Source organism: Aquirufa sp. (assembly GCF_044377215.1).
Taxonomy (GTDB): Bacteria; Bacteroidota; Bacteroidia; order Cytophagales; family Spirosomataceae; genus Aquirufa.
Map to the genome: position 1 here is coordinate 15,654 of NZ_JBILJM010000023.1, position 24,496 is coordinate 40,149.

Annotated in this window: 18 protein-coding genes; 12 read left to right on the plus strand and 6 right to left on the minus strand. The window is 42.7% G+C overall.

Features of this window, described 5'->3' with window-relative positions; all coding sequences use genetic code 11:
• Positions 1-13: 13 nt before the first annotated feature.
• Positions 14-1,123, minus strand: coding sequence for a glycosyltransferase (locus ACIQ6T_RS08025; RefSeq protein ID WP_395785378.1), 1,110 nt, complete (start codon positions 1,121-1,123; stop codon positions 14-16).
• Between the two features lie 56 nt (positions 1,124-1,179).
• Between ACIQ6T_RS08025 and ACIQ6T_RS08030 the strand changes: the two genes are divergently transcribed.
• Positions 1,180-2,121 (plus strand): NAD-dependent epimerase/dehydratase family protein, encoded by a 942-nt coding sequence (locus tag ACIQ6T_RS08030; RefSeq protein WP_395785379.1) that lies wholly within the window; start codon positions 1,180-1,182, stop codon positions 2,119-2,121.
• On the opposite strand, the gene ACIQ6T_RS08035 is transcribed toward ACIQ6T_RS08030, so the two are convergent.
• Both ACIQ6T_RS08035 and ACIQ6T_RS08040 read right to left on the minus strand, forming a co-directional pair.
• Positions 2,096-2,797, minus strand: coding sequence for a class I SAM-dependent methyltransferase (locus ACIQ6T_RS08035; protein ID WP_395785380.1), 702 nt, complete (start codon positions 2,795-2,797; stop codon positions 2,096-2,098). The genes ACIQ6T_RS08030 and ACIQ6T_RS08035 overlap by 26 nt on opposite strands.
• Complete coding sequence (locus ACIQ6T_RS08040) at positions 2,787-3,905, minus strand: hypothetical protein (protein ID WP_395785381.1); 1,119 nt, start codon at positions 3,903-3,905, stop codon at positions 2,787-2,789. Before ACIQ6T_RS08040 ends, ACIQ6T_RS08035 begins: the two co-directional genes overlap by 11 nt.
• Before the next feature lie 92 nt (positions 3,906-3,997).
• Here ACIQ6T_RS08040 and ACIQ6T_RS08045 point away from each other — a divergent pair, with 92 nt between their 5' ends.
• The 6 genes from ACIQ6T_RS08045 to ACIQ6T_RS08070 are packed head-to-tail and all read left to right on the plus strand — an operon-like array spanning position 3,998 to position 10,279.
• Positions 3,998-5,242: a M16 family metallopeptidase gene (locus ACIQ6T_RS08045; protein WP_395785382.1), complete on the plus strand. Its 1,245-nt coding sequence runs from the start codon at positions 3,998-4,000 to the stop codon at positions 5,240-5,242.
• On the plus strand, positions 5,239-5,715 hold the full coding sequence (ispF, locus tag ACIQ6T_RS08050) for a 2-C-methyl-D-erythritol 2,4-cyclodiphosphate synthase (RefSeq protein WP_395785383.1): 477 nt from the start codon (positions 5,239-5,241) through the stop codon (positions 5,713-5,715). The genes ACIQ6T_RS08045 and ispF overlap by 4 nt, the downstream gene beginning before the upstream one ends.
• A 4-nt stretch (positions 5,716-5,719) precedes the next feature.
• The gene (locus tag ACIQ6T_RS08055; protein ID WP_395785384.1) at positions 5,720-7,969 is read left to right on the plus strand and encodes a RelA/SpoT family protein; all 2,250 of its coding nucleotides are present in this window, start codon (positions 5,720-5,722) and stop codon (positions 7,967-7,969) included.
• Between the two features lie 49 nt (positions 7,970-8,018).
• On the plus strand, positions 8,019-8,504 hold the full coding sequence (locus ACIQ6T_RS08060) for a Fur family transcriptional regulator (RefSeq protein ID WP_395785385.1): 486 nt from the start codon (positions 8,019-8,021) through the stop codon (positions 8,502-8,504).
• 24 nt (positions 8,505-8,528) lie between these two features.
• On the plus strand, positions 8,529-9,809 hold the full coding sequence (locus ACIQ6T_RS08065) for an adenylosuccinate synthase (protein WP_395785386.1): 1,281 nt from the start codon (positions 8,529-8,531) through the stop codon (positions 9,807-9,809).
• Between the two features lie 2 nt (positions 9,810-9,811).
• Entirely contained in the window at positions 9,812-10,279 is a 468-nt protein-coding gene (locus ACIQ6T_RS08070; protein WP_395785387.1) for a hypothetical protein, read from the plus strand.
• Positions 10,280-10,370: 91 nt separating this feature from the next.
• On the opposite strand, the gene ACIQ6T_RS08075 is transcribed toward ACIQ6T_RS08070, so the two are convergent.
• Both ACIQ6T_RS08075 and tsaD read right to left on the minus strand, forming a co-directional pair.
• Entirely contained in the window at positions 10,371-10,874 is a 504-nt protein-coding gene (locus tag ACIQ6T_RS08075; protein ID WP_395785388.1) for a transposase, read from the minus strand.
• 210 nt (positions 10,875-11,084) lie between these two features.
• Positions 11,085-12,083 (minus strand): tRNA (adenosine(37)-N6)-threonylcarbamoyltransferase complex transferase subunit TsaD, encoded by a 999-nt coding sequence (tsaD, locus tag ACIQ6T_RS08080; RefSeq protein WP_395785389.1) that lies wholly within the window; start codon positions 12,081-12,083, stop codon positions 11,085-11,087.
• Positions 12,084-12,115: 32 nt separating this feature from the next.
• Here tsaD and ACIQ6T_RS08085 point away from each other — a divergent pair, with 32 nt between their 5' ends.
• On the plus strand, positions 12,116-16,585 hold the full coding sequence (locus tag ACIQ6T_RS08085) for a translocation/assembly module TamB domain-containing protein (protein ID WP_395785390.1): 4,470 nt from the start codon (positions 12,116-12,118) through the stop codon (positions 16,583-16,585).
• Between the two features lie 168 nt (positions 16,586-16,753).
• On the opposite strand, the gene ACIQ6T_RS08090 is transcribed toward ACIQ6T_RS08085, so the two are convergent.
• Positions 16,754-17,695: a hypothetical protein gene (locus ACIQ6T_RS08090; protein WP_395785391.1), complete on the minus strand. Its 942-nt coding sequence runs from the start codon at positions 17,693-17,695 to the stop codon at positions 16,754-16,756.
• A 117-nt stretch (positions 17,696-17,812) separates the two neighbouring features.
• Here ACIQ6T_RS08090 and nadB point away from each other — a divergent pair, with 117 nt between their 5' ends.
• The 4 genes from nadB to ACIQ6T_RS08110 form a co-directional block, all read left to right on the plus strand.
• The gene (gene nadB, locus ACIQ6T_RS08095; RefSeq protein ID WP_395785392.1) at positions 17,813-19,390 is read left to right on the plus strand and encodes an L-aspartate oxidase; all 1,578 of its coding nucleotides are present in this window, start codon (positions 17,813-17,815) and stop codon (positions 19,388-19,390) included.
• A 137-nt stretch (positions 19,391-19,527) separates the two neighbouring features.
• The gene (locus ACIQ6T_RS08100; protein ID WP_395785393.1) at positions 19,528-20,250 is read left to right on the plus strand and encodes a hypothetical protein; all 723 of its coding nucleotides are present in this window, start codon (positions 19,528-19,530) and stop codon (positions 20,248-20,250) included.
• 10 nt (positions 20,251-20,260) lie between these two features.
• Positions 20,261-23,677 carry a beta strand repeat-containing protein gene (locus tag ACIQ6T_RS08105; protein WP_395785394.1) on the plus strand — a complete coding sequence of 1,139 codons (3,417 nt, stop codon included), beginning with the start codon at positions 20,261-20,263 and terminating at the stop codon, positions 23,675-23,677.
• A gap of 4 nt (positions 23,678-23,681) precedes the next feature.
• On the plus strand, positions 23,682-24,496 hold an 815-nt coding region (locus ACIQ6T_RS08110; RefSeq protein ID WP_395785395.1), incomplete at its 3' end, for a hypothetical protein.

Genomic DNA, 24,496 nt, shown 5'->3' on the forward strand with positions numbered 1-24,496 from the left:
TGAATTAAATAAGCTACAAAACTACAAATTTTAAGAGACTTTTGATTTTTTGACTGAGCTTGACGACATCGTAGTTTATTTCGACATGTTTTCGAGCCGCCACCCCCATTTTTTCCCGTGTAGACTCATTTTGTGCTAGGGATATGCACGCCTCGGCCATACCATTGATGTCATGTTCGTCTGTAAGTAAGCCTGTTTTACCTTCAATCACCGCATCCGGTATGCCGGCATGTCGGGTCGAAACCGTAGGCAATCCACAAGCCGCCGCCTCTAAAATCGCCACGGGTGTTCCCTCAGAATCCCCAGCTTTTGTAATAATGGAATGTTGGACAAACACATCTGCCGCTTGTAAATAAGGTAAATATTCAGCCTGCGACATGGCTCCTAAAAATTCAATATTTTCCGATAATCCCTTTTCGCGAACAAACGCCTTCGCCTCGTCCCACATCGGACCATCGCCAATCATCTGTAAGCGTGCTTCAGAAAATTGCTTGATCACAATTTCAAACGCCCGCAACGAATGTATGGGTCCTTTTTTTTCTGCAAATCGGGCAACGGATATAAAAGTGAATCGCTTTGATTTTTCACCTCCCGGTTTGAATGTGGAGACATCTACTCCACAGGGAATCACATGTAAATTCGGCAAAGGTCCTGCGATCGCTTCTAAATTTGCGCGCATAGAAGCTGCGACAACAATCACCGCTTGCGCTTTGGGTAGCATCGCGGCATAGTCGGCGCGATAAGTATCCAACGTCTTTTTTTCATTGGCATCAAAACCCAAAAATACAATCGAATAAGGAATTCCAAGCGCAATACATGCTTCGTATATATTACTCCCCAACGGACCATAGTTGGCCAAAAATGCATCCACCTCGTTCGCGCGCAAAAACTTTTTCAAGTAGTGCTGATAGATTTTCCGGTAGAGACCTGGTGCGAGATTACGGATACTCCCACGAACAGCTAGCTGCGAAAGTGGAAATGGATAAATGGATTTTCCGCTATACGTTTGATTGGGGAGCCAGCCCTCATACAGGACTTCTACCGGTTGCAATTGCTTGATTTGCTCGTCGATAAACGTCTCGGAATAGGAGTGGAAATTCGAACGGGCAATAAGCAAATTCATATAGCTGGGGGTATTTTCTACGAAATTACCCTATTTTTGCTTTAGATACTGTGGTCATGGATAAAATTCTACTTGTAGGCGGTGCTGGTTTTTTAGGCTATAATTTGCTTGATTTTGTTCAAAAACAAGCAGTTAACGCGCCTGAGATTGTTGTTCTTTCCCAAGAAATCCCAGAATCTTCGATCCAATTTCCTGATGTGATATTTGTAAAAGGTGATTATGCAGATGCTAAATTGCTGCAGCATTTATTCGAAAAACATCCCTTTACACATGTTTTTCATTTTGCCAGTTCGATTATTCCAGCGTTGTCCACGCAGAATATTCAGGCAGATGTGGAGACAAATTTATTGCCTACGATTGGATTGATGGAGGTGATGAAGGCCTTTGGTTGTACGCAAATTGTTTACCTTTCTTCGGGTGGTGCGGTGTATGGAAATGAGGAGCCGAGTCATAAAAAAGAAGATCAAGCGTGCCAACCGATTAGTTCTTATGGTATTATTAAATTGGCCGTTGAGCATTACATTCGTCTTTATGCGAATTTGTATCAAATCGATTATTTGATTTTACGTTTATCAAACCCATTTGGGTTACATCACAGATCTGAAACGCAAGGTGTCATTAACATTGCGATTCGCAAGGCCTTGAAGGGCGAGACATTTGTGGTTTGGGGAGATGGAAGTCAAGCGAAAGATTATTTGTTTGCAGAAGATATTGCGCAGGCCATGATGCAGCTAATGAATTCAGGAGTAAAAAACCAAACCATTAACATTGGTTCAGGCCAAACGCTTTCGTTAGTTCAAATCATCGATTTGGTGAAACAACGAATTCCGAATTTTCAAGTAGAATTTGTGGAGGCGATGCCTACGGATGTCCAACGTGTAAGTTTGGATATAAGCAAACTGAAATCAATGATTCCTTTTACGCTAAGTCCTTTGGATGAAGCATTCGAAAAAACGTATGCGTACGAACAAGCTAGACTTTCTTCGCTACGAGAATAAACGTACATGCATCTTCATTTCGTGATTTGGATCCGATAATCTTGTCAAAAAAGATAATGAGTGGCTGCATGATGATGGATAAAATAGGCCGAGCAAATTTAGGGAGTTTGAAAAGGATACCATCTTGAAATAATTGAAGGCCCATCGAAGAGCGACCTAAAATACCTTCAAAATACACGACTTCAAATCCAGCCTCTTGCACAACTTTTTTCAGGCCTGTCGACGTCCAGCGCCAAAAGTCCGTTGGGTCCGGATGAAACATCCAATACCCATGGGTCGATAAAATCAAGTTTCCATCGTTCGCTAAAATCCGGTGCGCCTCTTTTAAATACGCTTTTGGGTCTTCTACGTGTTCGAGTACCTGGGTGGATAAAACAAAACCCACGGTCTCATTGGGCATATCGATAATACCTTTGGGATCTACAATGACATCCGCTTTTGTGTTATACGCCAAATCTAATCCGATATACTGCTCCACAAATGGAGCAAACAAAGGTTCGTATGGTTTATTTCCACAACCGTAGTCGGCAATCAACTGATGTGGCGAATGCCTCACGTACAAACTAATGACCCGTTCGAGTTGCTTGCGTAGCTGGTGCAAGTAATAATAGCGGGCGGACATGCGTCCCCAGATCTTCGGATAAAGGCGTTCGATGCCTGCTTCTCTACTTTCCATATGCGTTGACAAGTCTTTTTTGTTCTTCGATCGAGTTTTTATATTCGACAAATTCAGCTGCTTTTTTGGCCCAATTTAGGGCTTTAACTTTATTTCCTTTCCGGTTTTCTAAGCGTGCGATGCCCATTAAAGCGAGGCCGTGAATGTCTTTGGTAAATCGTTCTTCCCAGGGATGTTGCATGGCTTTGCCGTAATGAGCTTCTGCGATGGCAAAACGTTTGCGTTCAAATTCTTCGCGCATGCCACGAAATACATGGGCGGCTCCCGTCATGTAAGGGGATTTTGATTTTTCTAATTTTTGAATGAATGCATCAGCAGCGTCATATTGACCTGCGAGTGTTAATAATTCGGCGCGCTGCAAATTAAATAAGTGGTTTTCTGGGTATTTGTTCACGAGTAGTTCAGAATATGGGAGCCCTTTGCTGGGCGTTCCTTCATATTTATTGTACACATAAGCTAAATAAAAGGTCGATTCATTTTTAACAAAAACCGATTTCTTAATCGCTGCTTCTAGCTGAGATATCCCCAAGCGCTTACTACCATCTTCAAAAAAGACCATAAAGGGACGAATTACGGCATGTAACTCAGGATATACAATGCGGTAGTAATTGTAAAGTCCCGCAGAATACAAAAATTCCGGTTGGCGCTCCGTATTCCGCAACCCTATTTTCAAATGGGAATAGGCTTTTCGGGTATGATTAACTGCCTTCACGTAATTTTGATAGTCGTTTTCATACGCAGCTAAAAATCCCAAGGACGAGATGCAGAAAAATACGGCTTCGTGGTCATTTGGGTTGCGTTCGTATGCCTCGAAGGCTAGTTGGTAAGTAAGTTCCAAAAAAGCTAAATAAGCCCTACTTTGAGCCGGATGATCTTTCAACGGGAAATATTGTTTTTCAAACTGCATGGCCGAAAGTAAATAACCGGCGGGATTTTTTGGGTATTTGGCTTTCAAGGCATTGAAATCATCCATGGACTCTTTAAAACTATAGGCATATAAATGGTCCAATCCTTGTGTGATAAGTGCTTTAGCCTGAGCATCTTGTAGGAGCTGACTGAAGCTGGGAAGGGAGGTTAGTAGAAAAATGCCAACGAGCAGTTTGCGCATAGTTAAAAATTGAATTGTAAAAATAGGGAAGCTCTGTGGTTTTTGGGCCTAATTTTTTACTTTTGTTTCTATTTCTTTTTTATCCCAACCCCATGATTTCATACGAACAATTTACGCTTGCAAATGGTCTTCAGGTGATCGTTCACGAGGATCCGACCACCACGCTTGCGGTGATGGATGTTATTTATGATGTGGGGTCTCGTGATGAGGAGGCGCATCGTACCGGCTTCGCACATTTATTCGAGCATTTGATGTTTGGGGGATCTGAAAATATCCCCAATTACGATACGCCATTGCAACGGGTGGGCGGTGAAAACAATGCATTTACGACCCCAGATCTGACTAATTATTATATTTCAGTCCCAAGCCAAAATTTAGAAACGGCTTTTTGGTTAGAGTCCGATCGCATGAAACAATTGGCCTTTAATCCGGAATCCTTAGAAGTTCAGCGCAAGGTGGTGATTGAGGAATTTAAGCAGCGTTACTTAAATCAGCCCTATGGCGATTTATGGTTGAAGTTTCGTCCATTGATTTATGCCGTACATCCGTACCGTTGGGCTACAATCGGGGCAGATATTAAACATATTGAAGAAGCGACATTGGATGATGTTAAGGCCTTTTTTGCCCGCTATTATGTACCAGCTAATGCGATATTAGTGGTCGCTGGAAAGGTGACCGTTGATAAAGTCAAGGTGCTTGCCCAAAAGTGGTTTGAGCCTATTCCGGGAGGAGAAAAACCTGTGCGTCATCGCATGCAGGAACCGGAACAATTGGAGGATCGTCAGATGCAAATTTCCGCGGATGTACCAGCGGATCGGATTTACCGGGCATATCCGGTGCCCGGTCGCTATGATTCAGGATTTTATGCGGTAGACTTGATGAGTGATTTATTGGGACGAAATGAATCTTCCTTTTTATATGTGCACTTAGTTCAGGATGCACGTATTTTTGATTCCTTACATGCGCATCAAACGGGGTCGTTGGACCCAGGATTACTGGTGATACAAGGCCAAGTTGCGGATGGCATTTCGTTGGAGACTGCTGAAAAAGCATTAGATGCTGCACTTGAGCAATTTGTCAATTCAGGAATTCAGGAGGCTGATTTACAGCGCGTGAAGAATCAGGCGGAGTCGTCCTTAGTTTTTGGGGAGGTGGAGGTGTTGAACCGGGCGATGAATTTGGCTATGGCGGCGAATGCAGGAAATGTTGATTTTGTGAATATGGAGGCAGATCAAATTGCGGCGGTGCCGCTTAGAGATTTACAATATTGGGCTGAGCATTTATTTGTTCGCGGCAAAAAGAATACATTGCTTTATCGTAAACAACAAGTAGCATGAAAATCAGGGTAGGACAAGGGTATGATGTTCACAAATGGGTGGAAGGTCGGCCATTTATTTTAGGAGGTGTGGAGATTCCGAGCGATTTTGGTCCCTTGGGACATTCGGATGCCGATTTAGTTTGTCATGCGCTTTGTGATGCACTTTTAGGTGCAGCGAATATGCGTAATATTGGCTATCATTTTTCGGATACGGATTCGATGTGGAAGGGAGTTGCTTCCACGTTGTTATTAAAAAAAGTGATGGAGATGATTCGTGCGGAAGGCTGGGAAGTGGGAAATGTGGATGTGACTGTGGTGCTTGATCGTCCGAAATTAAATCCCCATATACCGGCGATCAAAGAAAATTTAGCTTTGGTGATGGAAATTGACATAGACCAAATTTCGGTGAAGGCAACAACTTCGGAAGGGTTGGGATTTGTGGGTAGAGCTGAGGGTATTTCCGCGATGGCGGTCGCATTAATTCAAGCCTAATGATATGATCATTGATTTAGAAGCGGAACGTCTGGAGATTTTAAAACGCTATCGCAAGCTTTTGCGTACGGCTAAACCGTTCTTAAAGGACGATGATGCCAAAGAAATCAAGAAGGCCTTTTTGATGTCGGTGGAAGCACACAAAGATATGCGCCGCAAATCTGGGGAGCCTTATGTATATCATCCGCTGGCCGTTGCTCAAATTTGTGTAGAGGAAATAGGACTTGGTACTACGTCGATTATTGCTGCGCTTTTGCATGATGTTGTTGAGGACACAAATACGACATTAGTAGAAATTGAAAAGCTTTTTAATCCGAAGATTGCACAGATTATTGATGGGTTAACGAAGATTGCGGGGACATTTGAATATGGCACATCGCAGCAGGCGGAGAATTTCCGTAAGATGTTGCTAACACTTTCGGATGACATTCGCGTGATCTTAATAAAGTTGGCCGATCGTTTGCACAACATGCGCACATTGGAAAGTATGTCCAAAGAGAAGCAATTAAAAATTGCCTCGGAGACGATCTATCTGTATGCGCCTTTGGCACACCGTTTAGGTTTAAATGCGATCAAGACGGAGTTGGAAGATTTGGGATTGAAGTTTACGGAGACGGAGGCGTATCGCGAGATTGCTACTAACTTAACTGAGAATAAGCAGAGCCGCGAGAGTTTTGTGGAGGAGTTTATTCGGCCCATCAAAAAGTCGCTGGATGAGCGTGGGATAAAGTATACGATTATAGGCCGACCGAAATCTATTTATTCCATTTACAATAAGATAAAAAAATCAGATACTCCTTTCGAGAAAATTTACGATTTGTTTGCGATTCGTGTGGTCTTAGATGTGCCTCTTGAGCGCGAAAAAGGGGAATGTTGGGAAGTTTACAGTATAGTCACAGATCATTATCGGCCTAATCCAAGCAGGCTTAAAGACTGGGTTTCAACCCCAAAATCGAATGGCTATGAGTCGCTGCACACGACGGTGATGAGTATGCCTTTTGGGAATGACAAAGAGGGTCGCTGGGTTGAGGTTCAAATTCGTACGAAGCGGATGGATGAGATTGCGGAGAAGGGGGTAGCTGCCCATTTTAAGTATAAGGGGACGGACACGCGTACTTCACAGGCTTTTGAGTCTTGGTTAAGTCAAGTACGTGAAGCGCTCGAAACAAACGATAAAAGCCAGTCGGCAGTCGAACTTGTCGACGACATCAAAAACTCTTTATACAACGAAGAGGTATTTGTTTTTACGCCCAAAGGGAAATTGGTCGTTTTGCAGATAGGAGCAACGGCCTTAGATTTTGCCTTTGAAATTCATTCCGAGGTAGGCGGACATTGCATCGGTGCCAAAGTGGGGGGGAAGCTGGTGCCACTCTCGCACAAATTGGCCAATGGTGATCAGCTTGAAATCTTAACATCTTCCAAGCAGAAGCCATCTGAAGATTGGTTGCGGATTGTGACGACGACTAAGGCGAAAGCGCGGATTAAGGAATTTATCAAAGAGGAGAATAAGACCTATTTGATTTCGGGCCGGGATTTGGTCGAACATCGTTTGAAGCATTTGGGTTATCCCAATTTGACGTTGGAAATTACGAATCAGTTGCGGGCGTATTTTAATGCGAAGGATGCGAATGATTTGTTTTACCGTTTTGGTAAGAATTACATATCGGTAGACCAACTGAAACATTGGAAGTTGGACAAGGAATTACATGAGCGCAAGCAGGCGGAAAAGTCGATTCAATCGCCGATTACGGATACGAAGACGTTTAAGAGTGGGATGCGGCAGGTGGAGAAGGAACGCAAGGATTCAGATATGTTGCTGATTGGCGAGGATATGGATAAGGTGGATTATACCTTAGCGAAGTGTTGTAATCCCATTTCGGGTGATGAGGTTTTTGGTTTTGTGACGATTAATGAGGGGATAAAAATTCATCGGACGACTTGTCCTAATTCGACAGAATTATTATCACGACATGGGGATCGGGTAATTAAGGCACAGTGGACGAGTCAGATTCAGATGTCCTTTGTGGTGGAGTTGACGATACGTGGTATCGACCGGGTGGGATTAGTGAATGATGTCACGCGGGTAATTTCGGATGAGTTAAAAGTGAATATTACGGCTCTTTCGATTGGGGTGAAGGATGGCTTGTTTGAGGGAAAAATTTCGTTGATGATTCATGATACGGCACACTTGGAAAGTTTGGTTACAGAGCTTGAATTGGTTTCGGGAGTGATTGAGGTTGCGCGCGAGGATTAGTAGCTTTTTTCCCTTTTTTTTCCTTATTTTACGTTGTTTTTTTTCAATAATGTCCGCACAAATAGAGAAGTTCGATTCGGTTAAAAAGATTTTCACAGCTTACTTGGAGAACAAGGGTTTGCGGAAGACTCCGGAGCGCTTTGCAATTTTGGAGGAGATTTATTTGCGTGATGATCATTTTGATGTGGAGGAGTTATATATCTCCATGAAAAATAAGAAATATCAGGTCTCGCGCGCGACGGTTTACAATACCTTAGATGTATTAGTTGAATGTGATTTGGTTGCCAAACATCAGTTCGGTCGTAATCAAGCGCAATTCGAAAAGTCGTATGGACGTCGCCAGCATGATCATTTAATTTGTACCGATTGTCACAATGTGACTGAATTTTGTGATCCGCGTGTTCAAACGATTCAGAGTTTGGTGGGAGAGATGTTGCATTTTAATGTCATGCACCACTCGTTAATTTTTTATGGTTCATGTACGAAGAAACAATGTGAGTTTCGGGATCAGTACCAAGCGCGTTCTCAAGAATAATTTTATCATTTAGATTATAATTTTATGGCAGTTGATGTATTATTAGGCTTACAGTGGGGTGATGAAGGTAAGGGAAAGATTGTGGATGTTTTAGCACCTCGTTACCAGGTAGTGGCACGTTTTCAAGGAGGACCTAATGCGGGTCATACGCTTGAGTTTGACGGATTTAAGCATGTTTTACATCAAATTCCATCGGGTATTTTTCGCCAAGAGGTTCAGAATATTATTGGGAATGGGGTCGTATTAGATCCGATTATTTTCAAGAAAGAGATTGAGGGCTTGGCGCATTTTAATTTAGATTTACGTAAGAATTTAGAGATTTCGAAAAAAGCTTCGATTATTTTACCGACGCACCGTTTGTTGGACGCGGCGTATGAAAAAGCGAAAGGTGATGCGAAGATTGGTTCGACGTTGAAGGGAATTGGGCCAACGTACACGGATAAAATTTCCCGTCAAGGATTGCGTGTGGGGGATATGATTTCTCCGGATTTTTCAACTAAATATCAGGCATTGGTAGATCGTCATAAGGCGATTTTGGATGTCTATAAATTTGAGTATGATTTAGCTGCGGCGGAGAAGGAGTTTTTTGAGGCGGTGGCTTTTATGAAGGAATTCCATTTAGTGGATTCTGAATATTCTGTGAATCATGCGATTCAAGCAGGTAAGACGATATTAGCGGAAGGTGCGCAAGGATCTTTATTAGACGTTGACTTTGGATCTTATCCATTTGTAACTTCTTCAAACACAATTACGGCAGGTGCTTGCACGGGTCTAGGTGTGGCGCCAAAGAACATCGGTGAGGTGTTTGGAATATTTAAAGCCTATGCGACGCGTGTGGGATCGGGTCCTTTCCCGACGGAATTGGAAGATGAGGTGGGTGAGCGTATGCGTCAGGAAGGTCGTGAATTTGGATCAACGACCGGTCGGCCGCGTCGGTGCGGTTGGATCGATTTGCCAGCCTTAAAATATGCGATGATGATTAATGGGGTGACTCAATTAATTATGATGAAGGCGGATGTCTTGAATATCTTTGAAGAAATATTGGTGTGTACTGGTTATGAAATGCCAGATGGCCAGGTGACGGATCAAATTCCATTTGAAATCACAGACATCAAAGTTAAGCCGGTGTATGAAACCTTGAAGGGTTGGAATTGTTCCTTGGAGGGCATGCGTCGTTTTGAGGAATTGCCTGCGGAGCTTTCGGCTTACATTAAATTTTTAGAGGAACATTTAGATTTACCGATCAACTTTATTTCGACAGGCCCAGATCGTGAGGCATGTGTGTTGCGCGGTTCATTAGCATAAACATGGATCAGGGAGTAGATTTGGCGGCCTTATATGTGGATGATGTCATCTATTGGGTTCCTGCCGACCGCCCTACGGGTCAGGTTGAGGAGGCTCCGGTGGAGGCAGTTGATTCTGTTTACATTCCGAATGTAACTACTCCTTGGCTTATTGTGGGTCAGATTTCTGATCTCGAAAAATCCCGTTTATCCTTAATTTTCTCGGCACCACCTATGGTCCTTCCAGCTACGAGTTGGTCGGTGTTAGATCCTGTGGAAATTCAGGTTTCTTTGACTGAATTTGTTGAAAAAACGAATGCTACGCGCTATATATTTTTGGGTGAGCATAGCTTTGCTGGCTTAGAGGCGCAAGAAGTTGTGGGTTTAGGGGATAGTAAAGTTTATTATTTCCCGCGCTTTATTTCCACATTAACGGATGATGAAAAGCCATTGAAAATGGCGTTTTGGAATGCGTTAAAATCGTTAATGTAGAGACTCAGTACGTTGCGTCTTTTTTGTTTTGTAGAGACGCAATACGTTGCGTCTTTTCTATTTTTAAGACGCGAGGTATCGCGTCTCTACTTTATCCTTTGATGGGATTGTCATAAATGTACTGAATAATATTTTCTAGTTCATTTTCATCTCGAATGATTCGATCATGGAATCTAGCTTGCCAGGCAAATTCGAAATCAATTTTTCTCGCTTCTATCGTTACAGATGATTTAAATCCCCGAATGATAGATGCTAAATTATTTGATTGTGGTCCAAATTTTGCTGGTTTATTCTCTTGAATTTCAATTGATTTTTCTATTAAAATAATGCCATGTAAATGGTTTGGCATAACGATAAATGGCCCTAAAGTGGCAAATGGAAAATAATGTGGTATTTTCTCCCAATTGGTTTTAACTACTTTGCCAACTCTATTTAGGACAACTTCTTCTAGATTTAGAATGCCAAAACTTGGTTGCATATATTTTGTGCAAATCGTTATGAAATACAGACCATTGGATGAATAATCCCACCAATCAGCGTGTGTTGTTTTTATTTGAAATTTGTTTTGATGAATCAGGTTGATCTTGTTTTTCATATTGAAATTTTCAAAATGAAAAATTGATATCAAAATAGGTGATGATGATTATCAGTATGATGATAAAATAGACGCGAGGTATCGCGTCTCTACACATAGGTTGGGAACATAGACGCGAGGTATCGCGTCTATATAAATTGCTCAGGGAATAGACGCGAGGTATCGCGTCTATATAAATTGCTCAGGGAATAGACGCGAGGTATCGCGTCTCTACAGACTGTAACGTGCCAAAGGCGCGACGTCTTGATCTGTAAATTCCCCTGCTTCGTATTTAAAATGTCCCGCCATCGCAATCATGCCCGCGTTATCGGTGCAATATTGAAAGGCGGGGATGAATACTTCCCAGCCTAACTCAGCACCCAATTCTTGTAAGCGGCTACGTAATCCAGAGTTAGCCGACACGCCTCCCGCAATGGCAATTTGATTGCATTGCTTCTCTTTCATTGCTTTTTTGACTTTTCGCAACAGCATGTCGATGAGCGTTTTTTGCACGGATGCGCAAATATCGGCCTTGTTTTCTTCAATGAAATTCGGATTCTTTTGTGTCTCTTTTTGTAGGAAATAGAGAATGGCGGTCTTGATTCCGGAAAATGAAAAATTCAAACCAGGCATTTCGCCCAGGGAGAATGGAAATTTATCTGGATTACCTTCCTTGGCAAGTTTATCGATGAGCGGTCCACCCGGATAGGGTAGGCCGATTAACTTAGCGGTTTTATCGAAGGCTTCGCCAACAGCATCGTCCTGCGTTTCGCCAATCACCTCCATCTGCAGCGGGGAAGTCACCCAGACTAATTGGGTGTGTCCGCCACTTACCGTGAGGCAAAGAAATGGAAAGGCAGGTTTAGGTTCTTCAATGAAATGCGCCAAAACATGCGCCTGCATATGATTTACCTCAATGAGCGGTATGTTTAAACTGAGTGCTAGCGCTTTCGCAAAGGAAGTGCCCACGAGTAGCGCGCCCAACAAACCTGGCCCACGCGTAAATGCAATGGCATTCAGGTCATTTTTGTTTATATTTGCCTTTTGCAGAGCCTCTTGAACGACAGGAATGATCGCTTTTTGATGTTCTCTACTTGCTAATTCGGGAACGACTCCACCCCATTCAGTATGAATTAATTGGGTGGAAATAATATTTGACTTCAATTCTCCGTTGACCATTACGGCAGCAGAGGTTTCGTCACACGAAGATTCGATTGCAAGTAGGACCATTGGACTGCAAAAATAGGGCAAAAAAAGTAAACATGGTAAAATACCTAAAGATCCTCGCTAAAACGGTCCTCTATGGATTGTTGGGATTCTTTTTGCTCGTTTTTACTTTCATTCTCCTCCTCCGTGCTCCGGCCAATCAAACCCTATTAGCTCAGTATTTTAGTCCGAAAATCGAGAAGGCCATTGGCTATCCGCTGACTTTGCAGGGGATTCAAATCAAGTTTTTTGATGAGCTCAGCTTGAAGGGCTTACGGGTGAAAGATCCCTGGGGTAAGGACATGATCTACATTGAGAAATTGGACATCAATTTTAGTATCTCCGATTTGTTTTTGCAGACCGGTAGGCCTACGTTGGATTATGCCCGTTTGTATCAACCTAGAGTGCATTTAATTCTAGAAAAGAAGCAAGGAACGGTTAATCTAAATCATTTTATTGACCAAATTATTGCTTGGGTTAATCGGAATAGTACGGGTCCAAGTACAGGTTCAAGTGTCTTTGTGATTAGGGAAGCTGAGGTCGTTGATGGGACCTTTATTTTAGATGATGAGCAAGTCAAAAACACAGCCACTCCACAGCATTTCGACCTTTCACATTTTGAGATTGCCCACATAAACTCGATTGTTCAACAGTTTTATTCCAAAGGGGATACCATTGGACTTCGAACTATCGGGTTTAATGCGATTGCCCCGCAGACCAATTTGCGTATCAAGCGATTGGATACTCAGTTTATGATTTCCGACAAGCAAATGCGGTTTGATCAATTGGGATTGCGGGTAAACGATTCCTGGATCAGTGATCGTTTTGTGGTGAATTATAAGAAAATTGATGATTTAACGCAGTGGATTACCCGTGCAAATATGCAAGCTCGCTTGGTCAACTCACGGTTGTCGAGTGACGATGTTAGCAAGTTTATCGAATCCATGGCCCCATATAAAGGGATGTACAAGCTGAATGGCTTGTTGGCAGGCACCGTAGACAACCTAAAGTTACGTCAGTTCGCCCTAGGTTTTGGCCAAAAAAGTATCTTGCGTGGCGACTTTGATTTTGTGGGTTTACCCAATATTGATCGAACGCAGATGGACTTCAATATGAAGCAATCTGTCTTTATTCCAGCCGATTTGGCGGTCTTTATTTCGAAATCTGCAGCTGATAAAATGAACATATTGGGGGCTGTTTCTTTTGGTGGGAAATTCAAGGGTACCAATGTAGATTTTCAAACCTCCGGACAATTAAATACGGGATTAGGGTATATGGAAGGTGACGTCCGTATGCATTTGAAGGATTCTATGGCGCTTTCAGGTTATGACGGTTTTGTCAAATTACGTAAATTCAAATTAGGTCGATTATTGAATTTGGAAGACTATCTGGGCACAATCGATTTGGAAGCTAAATTGAAAGGCACCGGCTTTTCAAACCAGTCGGCAAATGTCGATTTCAATGGTCAAATTTCAGAGCTATTTTTTAACCGCTATGGCTACAAACGCGTGGCATTAAATGGCAATTTGCAGAAGCAATTATTCAAAGGAACGGTAGCAGTAAAGGATTCACATCTTGTAGCGACCATGACGGGTGAGATTAATTTGCGTCAGGCAAAACCAAGGTATCAGTTGGAAGGTGTTGTGGAGCGCGCCGACTTATCAAATTTACATTTGTCGGAGGATCCAATGCGGATAAAGTCGCGGTTTGATTTGGATGTTACGCTGCAGGATGTGGATGATTTAGATGGGCGGGCCGTGTTTCAGGATGTGTTATTGCAGGTGCCCAAACAACCTGATTTAGCCATGGATTTGGTGACATTTACAGCCGATACGCGTGGGGTGAAAAAGAAGTATCAGGTTCGTTCTCCATTTGTTTCTATCGAGGCTGTAGGTGATTTTGTCCCTACCCGGATGCAAGTAGAATTGGCTCAATTGTGGGACGAATATAAGTTGTATTTTACTAAAAATGAGGCGGAACGAAATCGCTATTATGCGACTAAAATTCACGCGATTGAGCAAAAATATTCGGCTGATTTTACAGTTATCTGTCACCACATAGGCCCGTTGATGGACCGTTTTTTCCCAACAGTAGACATCGGTAGAAACACGGTACTTTCAGGTAGTATTTCTAAGGGGCGGAGTTTTTCGATGAGTCTTGAAGCCTATCCGGATACCTTGATATTTGGGGGATATAAGTTTTATCAATCTGTTTTTTCGTTTCAGAGTTCTAAATTTTTAGGAGGTCCGGAGGTTTCTTCTAGCTTGGTTTTTCAATCACGTAAGCAGCAGTTGAACTTTTTAACACCAACGGAGAATCTAAAATTGGATGCCTTATGGGATCAGGATCGCATTAATTTTGGCTTAGATTTTAAACAGCAGGGAGAGGAAAATGCGGCCCATTTTGGGGGGATTTGGAAGTTTGAAAAGGATGGTTTATCGTTGCGTTTCAAGGATTCATATGTACGTATTTTGGGTCAGGATTGGTCGATTGATCCTGAGAATAGGGTGTACATTCAAGGTCAATCGCTGAAGGCAGAGCATGTGTTAATTTCGAATCAAAAGCAGTCCATCGCCCTTCAAGGTAGCATTTCTACAGATTCGACGGAGGCGATTAAATTAAGGGTGCGCAAGTTTCAATTAGGAACCTTGGGACCCTTGTTCGCAACGAAGGCACAGGGTGTGATGAATGCAGAGGTTAGTTTGCAGAATTGGTATCAGAATACACGTTTGGATTCCTGGTTATCGATTGATTCCTTGCGACTGAATAAATTTTACATGGGTAATTTTCAGGGAGTTGGGACGTATCAGGCGGACCAACAACTCATGGATTTGAACTATCATTTAAACAGATTGGGAGAATCGGTATTGTCGGTGAGTGGCACCTACAAACCTTTTGTGGAAGAGGAAAAACTTGATGTTAATGTAGAATTGAACAAAACTAGTTTGCAAATTTTGGAGCCATTTACCACGGGTTTATTTTCAAGATTAATGGGTGAGGCTTCGGGTAATTTACATGTAGGGGGAGGAATTACTGATCCTATTTTTGCGGGTAAAATTGTGGTTTTGGGAGGTAGGACTACTTTTGATTACTTGAATACGCAGCTTGCATTTTCGGATACCGTGCGGTTTCAAGCGCGTCAAATCAAGGGAGTAAATTGGTTATTAAAAGACGTGGAAGGGAATACTGCGCGATTAAATGCCACCTTGAATTTCCCGAAGGGTCAGCCGTTAGATCTCAATTTAACCGCTGATTTGAATCGATTTAAATTATTGAATACGGTGCGTGATCCAAAATTGGCCTATTTTGGAACTGGTTTTGCTACGGGTCCGATGCGTATTTCGGGAACGGTGGATAATCTGAATGTTTATGCCAATTTAAAAAGTGAGCGTGGTACGCGCTTGTTTATTCCATTGGATGTTGAGTCAGAGGCAAAGGTGGAAGATACGTATGAATTGTTAAGTGAGTCAATCCAATCAGATTTGTTGACAAATCAAAAACGAGTTTCGGAGGCTTTAAAGGATGATGGCATAACGATGGATTTAAATTTAAGTTTGACTCCTGAGGCCTATGGCGAAGTTCAGTTTGATCGGAAGAAAGGGGATATTATGCGGGTTTATGGGAATGGTGCTTTGAAATTGACCTTGGATAAAAAAGGTGATTTTAGGATGAATGGGGATTATGCAATTGATCAGGGGGATTATACGTTTACGCTACAAAATTTAATTAATAAGAAGTTTGCTATTCAACGTGGGTCTAAGATTTCTTGGACGGGAGATCCTATGGAGGGAAATGTGGATATCAAAGCCGTTTATACCCAATATGCGTCGTTGTTCCCTATCTTATTGGACACGACAAACAAGAGTAATTTGCCGGAGTTTAAACGACGCTATCCTGTGGATGTGACGATCAATTTAAAGAATCGATTATTGTCCCCTTCCATTTCATTTGATATTGGTGTGCGTGATTATCCAAAGGACGTTCATTTAAATGGGGCTGTAACTGCATTTACGAATCGCATAAAGACAGATGAACAGGAATTGACGCGGCAAGTAAGTAATGTGTTGTTATTTGGCCAATTGGTTTCTCCGTATGGGGGGACGGGAGTAGCGATTGGTAATTTGATGGGGAATGTGACTGAAATGTTGTCTAATCAGTTGAGTAATTTGGCGAATAAGATAAATAAAGATTTGAACGTGGATGTGTATTTAGGTGGCGGTTTATTAACGCAGGATATTTTATCCAATCTTCAATTACGCGCGTCTTACAATATGAATGATCGGCTACGGATCACGCGAAGTGGTGGATTTACGGATGCACGAAATCAAACAAGTCCATCGATTTTATTGGGGGATTGGGCCTTAGAGTGGTTCGTTAAACGAGATGGATCTTTACGCTTGAAAACGTATAATCGAAATGTGCAAACCTCCCTTGCAGGTTCATTGAACTCCTATCAAATCAACCAAACGGTAGGTGCTAGTATGCTCTTTTCCAAGAGCTTCTCGAAGTGGTGGTGGGAGAAATAAATTCTAGACGCTACACCTTAGACTCTGGACGCTAGACGTTAGACTCTAGACGTAATACGAAAGTTCCCCTATTTCCTACTTACACACTTTTCGAGATGGTGCCTTTTCCAACGTCCAAAGTCTAGCGTCTAGCGTCTAATGTCCAGCGTCTAACGTCTAGAGTCTAAATTATTTTACCTCAAACGCTCCTTTACCTACGACAAAACCTTCTGAAATTAATTCAACTTCATATTTGCCTGGTTTGTAAGCAACACCCCCACGTGGGTAGGTTACACTTACTTCTTGGTTGTCATTTGTATACGTAATAACTTGTTTAGTTGTGTAAGGCGTATCCTTACCGTTCAAGTTGATTTTACCGGAACCGATTGATTCATCTGAAAGTGTTGCTCCATCGCCGTCCAACACACGAACATAAATTGTTTTGTTTTCCAATTTCGTAATTGGGTTGGTAGCTAACGAGAAAACAACTTTTAATTTATCGATTCGCTTGCCGTTCAATTTTGAGCGTTCTGTCTCTTTTCCTTTGGCATTTACAGCTAAAACACGAATGTTTTGTGCTTTTAAAGCTGCTGCGATACTCACCTTGCGAGCTAATTCCTTATTCTTCGCGGCTACGTCTGAAAGGGTGTCGGCCAATGATTTATTTTGATTTTTTAAACCTGAATTCTCGGTATTTAATGATGAATTTTGCGTCGTTAACACCTGATTGTTCTCGGTTAAAATTCCATTTTGCTTTTTCAATTCAACGATTTCGCCGTCTTTTTGTGTTAACACCAAATTGTATTCTTTGATTTTTGATTCATAAGATGCAATCGCCGCATGATTTGAACTTTTTAAAGAAGCTTTATCTTGTTCTAATTGAACTTTCAAGGCTTCTAAATCAGCCACTTGGCCGCCCAAGGCTTTGATTTCAGCGATTTTACTATCTAATTGAGTAGAGATTGAATCTAATTGTGTACGTGTATTCGCTAATTCCGTTGCTTTTTCTTCAATGGTCGATGCCTGCAAGTTTGTTAATTGATTCGAGCGAAAATATAACACGCCTAGTATTGCCGTTAAAACTGCCAAAACAATGATGGCGATTTTCGATGAATTGTTAGTTGATTCCATTTATTTATAATTAATGTGTAGGGTTTACTGTTTATTTATCGGCGAAATTACAATAAATAATCTACATATTATTTCTGAGGCAGTTTTTGGTTACTTTTGCAGAACTAAAGAGCATCTATGCCTACGTATGATTTTATAGTAATCGGATCAGGAATTGCGGGTTTATCGTATACGGTAAAAGTCGCACAGCATTTTGCGGATTTACATATCCCCATCAAGATTGCGCTTATTACCAAAACGATTGCAGAAGAAACGAATACCAAATATGCACAGGGTGGCATTGCTGCCGTTTGGGATACAGATGATTCATTTGATAAGCATATCCAAGATACACTTGTTGCTGGTGATTTTGTTTCTGATCCCGAAGTTGTCGAAATGGTTGTTAGGGAAGCACCTGAAAGACTTCGTGAGCTCATTGCCTATGGGACAGATTTTGACCGAAAGGCGGATGGGACATTTGATTTGGTGAAAGAAGGAGGACACTCAGATAAACGCATCTTACATTACAAAGACTCAACAGGAAATGAAATTGAACGCGCACTTTTAGCCAAGGTCAAGTCCTTTAAATCGGTCGATTTCTTTACACATTATTTTGCGGTTGACTTAATTACCCAACATCATTTAGGGGAGAAGGTTACTAAGGATACGCCTAATAAACAATGTTACGGTGTGTACGTGTTGAACAAAAAAACGAAAAAAGTAGAAACCTTTTTAGGCAAAACGACACTACTAGCGACAGGAGGGATTGGTCAAGTATATCAATCCACGACGAATCCCACCATCGCCACCGGAGATGGAATAGCTATGGCCTACCGCGCGAAAGGTTTTGTTCAAGGCATGGAGTTTATTCAGTTTCATCCGACTGCCTTATACAATCCAGGCCATAAGCCTTCTTTTTTAATTTCGGAGGCCGTACGTGGTCATGGAGGAATCTTGAAGAATCAAGATGGTTCGACGTTTATGGAACGTTACGATCACCGACTATCCTTAGCGCCTCGTGATGTAGTTGCACGTGCGATTGATTCCGAAATGAAGATTAACGGGACTGATCACGTGTATTTGGATACGAGACATATTCCGAAAGAAGAAATAAGCCAACATTTCCCCATGATTTATGCCCATTGTCTAAAGGAACTTGGGATTGATATGGCCACGGATATGATCCCTGTGGTTCCAGCTCAGCATTATTTATGTGGAGGAATTATCGTAGACCATTATGGCCAAACTAATATTGAGAATTTATACGCTGCCGGCGAATGCTCACATACCGGTTTGCATGGTGCGAACCGCCTCGCTTCCAATTCTCTTTTAGAAGCAATCGTCTATGCGCATAATGCATTTGAAAAATCAGTCAGTCAATATGGAACGCAAAACATTCCAGATGGTATTCCGGATTGGAATGATGAGGGGACGCGGCACCCCGAAGAATTAGTATTAGTCACCGAAATGGCACGTGAATTAGAATCCATTATGTCTAATTACGTAGGTATCGTCCGCACAGATCGCCGTTTGAAACGGGCCTATGACCGATTGGAATTAATCTACCTCGAGCATGAGGAATTGTACAAACAATCACGCATCACCGTTCCTTTATGTGAATTGCGCAATATGATCAATGTGGCTTATTTAATCATCAAACATGCACGGGCACAGCGAGCCAATAAAGGACTGCACTATAATGTCGATTTGAAATAGTTCTCTTTTATTTCGCTTCCGCTTGATAATCTCCTCACTGATTGGTCAATTAAATTTTCTATTCAGGATTATATTGACTTAATTCGTGGTACGAAAATTAACTCGATTTAGTTTTCAAATACCTAGTTCTAAGATACATGATTAATCTATTCCTCAGGGGATGGGCCATTTACTGCGTTCGTCGTGTGGTGGTTCTCCTGCTGCTCTTCCCTATTTATTCCGTTCAAGCTCAAGCTTGGAAGTGGGCCATCGGTTCCAATATCACACAATATCAATTTACGAATTCAGCAGGTAAGCCTGTTGACCTATTTAAACTTCAATCCGGTTTACATCTGGATATTGCCCATGAACATGTCTTACTGGACACCGTTCGTTTGATTTCCAAATTTTCAAAATCAGCCATTTACTTTAGTCAGCGTCCGAAAATATCCAAGTTTCTAAATCTGTTTCACTATGATTTGGGGCTGAACTACAATCAATTTAATGCGATTGGAGATGTCCAACAAATTGCCTTTTCTTACCAAACAGATTATGTGGGGGTATCCGCTGGTTTTGGGCCTAGAATACCTTTGATAAAAGGTTGGTCTATTCAGGTAACCGGAAGGATGATGGGGCAGTATTTGGTGTCAGGCCAACAGCTCGTGGGTTCTCGTTATTTTGATCTTTTGTCGGAACCACAATTTAAAGGGCTTCGCATGTTTAGTGGCGTGCAAATTGAAGTGAATAAACGCGTGAATGCACAAGTGAGTGCATTTGCTCACGTCGCATCTTATCAAACTCATTTTTCAAAAGTAACGCCAACGGGCACACTGGATATGGCGCCAATGACGCTCGCGATGGGAATTAGATTGCATCAATAAGCTAGATCGTATGTATAAATATCTATTCATTTTATTCTTGGTCTTTACTTCTTGGGTGGCATATGGCCAACAAAACGGCTTGAATTACCAAGCGGTTATATTGGACCCTAATCCGATTGAGATACCAGGTCAGGTGATTTCTGGTCAGCCATTGGCGAATGGAAATGTTTGGCTGCGATTTACGTTAGTTTCTAAGGAAGGGATTGATTATGAGGAAATTCATGCGGCAAAAACAGATGCCTTTGGTTTAGTTAATCTAGTCATTGGAAAAGGTATACCTGCTTGGAATATGGGCTCAAATGCAGCCTCTGGTGAATCAAAATACAAGCAATTTGATTCCATCATTTGGGATGAGAACCTAAAAAAACTGAATGTAAGTGTGAATTTCAATGGGTCATCTGCATTTACGGAAGTCAGTAATCAACTCTTGACTTTTACGCCTTATGCGCTCTATGCGGCCTCGGTGGATTACAAAAATGTGCGCGATTCACCCACGAAACTAAGTCAATTTTCAAATGATGTGGGCTATCTGGTACCCAAAGATTTAGATCCGCTCAAGCAAAGTGTGTTAGTAAATACGATTGCGATTCAGGAGAGTTCGGCTAAGATAGAGGCGAACCAACAAGCCAATAAAATTCGATTTATCGTGATCGATCAGTCGATCAGTGATCTGAGCTTTCGATTAGATAGTACCCAAACGCAAATTGTTGCCGTGAATTTGTCTCTCAATTCGATACGTTCCACCTTGAGTGAGCATGATGAGCGGATTAAAAGTACAGCGAATGCGTCTACTAGTTTATCGAGCCAACTCGCTAATTTACAAAATCAGACAAGTCAGATGGCGAATAGTTTTGAGATGCTATCGAATAAGTCGACGGCATTAGACTTAGGCAATTCACGACCAAGCAATTCTTTATATCCATCGCAGTTGGCCGTAAAATCCTATGTCGACAATGCCATGTCCAATGTCATTACCACCGGTACGCCGGATGCGACTACCTTGGCGACGGGTAAATTGCAATTGGCTGGTGATTTAGCGGGGACGGCGACGAATCCAACCGTTCCTGGGCTAGCATTAAAAGAAAGTTTAGTGAATAAGTCGACGGATGTCATGGCAGATGCTGCTAGCAATCAAAAATACCCTTCGGTGAAAGCCGTTAAGGATTATGTGGATATTGCGACAACCGGGGTAGCGTTTCAGGCAGCATTAGATGCCAAAGCTAATTTGAATTCCCCTGAATTTACGGGCACTCCGGTTTTGCCGGCGACAACGACGGCTGTCACCCAATCATCAGGAAATAACTCAAATGTAATCGCCACCACCGCCTTTGTGCAATCGGCCATGGTGAATGCCAATGTGGTCGATGCGGATGCCACAACAAAAGGTAAAGTGCAACTGGCCGGTGACCTAGGTGGTACTGCTGCCTCACCGATGATTTCAAAATTGCAAGGTGCAACCTTAAGTTCGTCGGCACCCACTTCTGGGCAGGTGTTGAAATACAATGGAACCGCTTGGGTTCCGGATGCGGTGGTTTTGGCGGAGGCCCAAACATTATCCTTGACGGGTACAACGGTTACGCTTTCGGGAACGAATAGTTCAGTTACGCTACCGGCCGTGGGCGACGCAACTTCATCCGCGACAGGAAAAGTTCAATTAGCGGGAGATTTGGGAGGCGTAGCGACTGCTCCCTCTGTTGTGAAGATTCAAGGAATTCCAGTTTCAGCGGTGACACCTACGGTAGGCCAAGTATTAAAATATGATGGGACGAATTATGTACCTAATAGTTCCATTTTGGCGGAAACGCAGGTCTTGAGTTTAGCAGGAAGCACGTTAAGTATCTCAGGAACGAGTAGCTCGGTGGTATTACCTAGCGCGACAAGTTCTACTTCTGGTATGGTTCAATTAGCGGGAGATTTGGGAGGAATCGCGACTGCTCCTTCCGTGGTGCGGATACAAGGAATTCCAGTTTCTACGACGACGCCTACTTTGGGCCAAGTATTAAAGTATGATGGGACGAATTATGTACCAAATAATTCAGTCTTAACAGAAACTCAAATTTTAGGATTGTCGGGTTCTACCTTGACGATATCAGGTACGGGGAGTTCTGTAGTGTTACCTACGGCGGTTGACGCAACATCATCAACAAATGGAATGGTGCGCTTGGCTGGAGATTTGGGAGGTACGGCGGCATCGCCTTTGGTGGCAAAATTACAAGGAAGGACATTGAGTTCGACAGCACCTACGACGGGACAAGTATTGAAATTTGACGGAACATCTTGGATTCCAGCGACAGGCGTATTGACTGAAACACAAACTTTATCATTATCAGGCTCGACGTTAACGATTTCGGGAACAAGTAGTTCGGTCGTTTTGCCAGTGTCCTCGGATGCGACGACAACGACGAATGGATCGGTCCGATTAGCGGGAGATTTGGGGGGAACAGGTACGACTGCGGCGGCGCCAGTAATCACAGATAATGCTATAACAGCGTCAAAAATTGCTTCAGGAGCCGTTACAGACGCCAAGTTTTCAGGTTTACTTTCCGTTGCCAAAGGTGGTACGGGCTCTTCCACGCAGAATTTTGTGGATTTGACAACGGCCCAAACGGTGGCGGGAGCTAAGATTTTTTCGAATGATTTAGCTGTGGGGGCTTCTAAAATGACGGTGGCCTCTTCTACGGGAAATACGGTAATTGCGGGAACTTTAACAGCTGGAGGTATTCTTTATCCGAATACCAATGGAACGTCCGGATTTGTGTTGACCTCCAATGGGAGTGGCACAGCAACGTGGGCTTCTGTACCCACATCGGCCTTATCGGGGACGATTTCCATAGCAAGTGGGGGGACGGGTTCGACAACTAAAAACTTTGTTGATTTGACAACGAATCAAATCATTGCCGGGGATAAGTCCTTTACGGGAACGACCGCAACGTATGATTTAAATGGAACTAATGGATTTTTTGCGAGTTCATTGGGGACCAATGGTCCCACATCGTTAGGGTCTACCTTAATTGTTAATGGGAATTTAACGTTGAATGGGACGGCCAATGCGGTGGGAAATATTAGTTCAGGTACTTGGAATGGAGCAACGGTGGCCGTTGGCCGCGGTGGCACTGGATCTACGAGTATGACAGGCCTTGTGAAAGGCAATGGCACGGCGGCCTACAGTGCTGCTTTATTGAATACGGATTACAGTTTGGTTCGATTTATTTCAGATGAGTATGTTATTGTTTCTGCCGGTCAAACAGCTTTTACCCTCACTCAAATTCCCAACATAAATTCCACCATTCGTATCTACATCAATGGAGTGCGTATTTCGAAAACAGCTATTTCAAGTAGTGGTACAACGGCGACATATAACCCAGCCAATAACGGTGCGGCAAGTTTGATTGTCAATGATCGGGTTCAAATAGACTATTATTATTGATTTTATGTATCAGGTTCTACGACTTCTTGCTTGGTTGAGCAGGCCTGTTTGGGGGCTGATGAACATGCTATTGCTTTGGTCATTTATGGCGGAAGCTCAGCATAGCAATGTGGTTATTTCTACGGCTGCCAATGCCAACGGCTCATGGTCTTTTGCCAGTAATACTTACACCTTCATACCTACTGCTGATAATGCAGTGATCAACAATGTGACGCTCCAGAGTTACTTAGTGAATTATTCGGTCGAGATCAAGACGGCTCGGGCTGGTGGTACGCAGGTTGGCAGTGTGGTATTTGATGCAGGTGTTAGCATGACGAATGGTCAGAACACGAATTCGTTGAAGGGTTTGACTGTTACGAGTGGTGGCGAGGTACAGTTCAATTCGGGTTTAACGATGCGTTTATCGACGAGTTACGTTAGTTATGTGGGGTATGATTTGACTGTAAATGCGGGAGGTAGTGTACGCATTGGAGGGGTATTGGATGTGGGGAGTTGGGATAATAATAGCATCAGGAATCCTGTCCGCCCGGGCAATGTGCGTATGGTAGTGGGTGGAGATTTGGTATTGAGTGGCAGTGGTCAGGTATTGAGTAAGGGCTGGCGTAATGTGGTTGTTTCTAGTGATTATAATGGTGGAGTTGGCGGCTCACAGAGTTATGTGGTGAGTGGGGGGATTGAGATGGCTGTGGGAAGTGTGCTCAATAGTGTAGGTGGTAATTCGGATCGCGGGGGTAATTATTATACGGTTGCAGGATCTGGAGGTAGCATTAGTTTGAGTGGTGTGAATGGGGTGTTGTTACGGGGGAGTATTCAAAGTGG

Excerpts from the sequence above, each read along its gene's own strand:
- ACIQ6T_RS08025 (WP_395785378.1), bottom strand. The coding sequence starts at position 1,123 with ATGAATTTGCTTATTGCCCGTTCGAATTTCCACTCCTATTCCGAGACG.
- ACIQ6T_RS08030 (WP_395785379.1), top strand. The coding sequence starts at position 1,180 with ATGGATAAAATTCTACTTGTAGGCGGTGCTGGTTTTTTAGGCTATAAT.
- ACIQ6T_RS08035 (WP_395785380.1), bottom strand. The coding sequence starts at position 2,797 with ATGGAAAGTAGAGAAGCAGGCATCGAACGCCTTTATCCGAAGATCTGG.
- ACIQ6T_RS08040 (WP_395785381.1), bottom strand. The coding sequence starts at position 3,905 with ATGCGCAAACTGCTCGTTGGCATTTTTCTACTAACCTCCCTTCCCAGC.
- ACIQ6T_RS08045 (WP_395785382.1), top strand. The coding sequence starts at position 3,998 with ATGATTTCATACGAACAATTTACGCTTGCAAATGGTCTTCAGGTGATC.
- ispF (WP_395785383.1), top strand. The coding sequence starts at position 5,239 with ATGAAAATCAGGGTAGGACAAGGGTATGATGTTCACAAATGGGTGGAA.
- ACIQ6T_RS08055 (WP_395785384.1), top strand. The coding sequence starts at position 5,720 with ATGATCATTGATTTAGAAGCGGAACGTCTGGAGATTTTAAAACGCTAT.
- ACIQ6T_RS08060 (WP_395785385.1), top strand. The coding sequence starts at position 8,019 with ATGTCCGCACAAATAGAGAAGTTCGATTCGGTTAAAAAGATTTTCACA.
- ACIQ6T_RS08065 (WP_395785386.1), top strand. The coding sequence starts at position 8,529 with ATGGCAGTTGATGTATTATTAGGCTTACAGTGGGGTGATGAAGGTAAG.
- ACIQ6T_RS08070 (WP_395785387.1), top strand. The coding sequence starts at position 9,812 with ATGGATCAGGGAGTAGATTTGGCGGCCTTATATGTGGATGATGTCATC.
- ACIQ6T_RS08075 (WP_395785388.1), bottom strand. The coding sequence starts at position 10,874 with ATGAAAAACAAGATCAACCTGATTCATCAAAACAAATTTCAAATAAAA.
- tsaD (WP_395785389.1), bottom strand. The coding sequence starts at position 12,083 with ATGGTCCTACTTGCAATCGAATCTTCGTGTGACGAAACCTCTGCTGCC.
- ACIQ6T_RS08085 (WP_395785390.1), top strand. The coding sequence starts at position 12,116 with ATGGTAAAATACCTAAAGATCCTCGCTAAAACGGTCCTCTATGGATTG.
- ACIQ6T_RS08090 (WP_395785391.1), bottom strand. The coding sequence starts at position 17,695 with ATGGAATCAACTAACAATTCATCGAAAATCGCCATCATTGTTTTGGCA.
- nadB (WP_395785392.1), top strand. The coding sequence starts at position 17,813 with ATGCCTACGTATGATTTTATAGTAATCGGATCAGGAATTGCGGGTTTA.
- ACIQ6T_RS08100 (WP_395785393.1), top strand. The coding sequence starts at position 19,528 with ATGATTAATCTATTCCTCAGGGGATGGGCCATTTACTGCGTTCGTCGT.
- ACIQ6T_RS08105 (WP_395785394.1), top strand. The coding sequence starts at position 20,261 with ATGTATAAATATCTATTCATTTTATTCTTGGTCTTTACTTCTTGGGTG.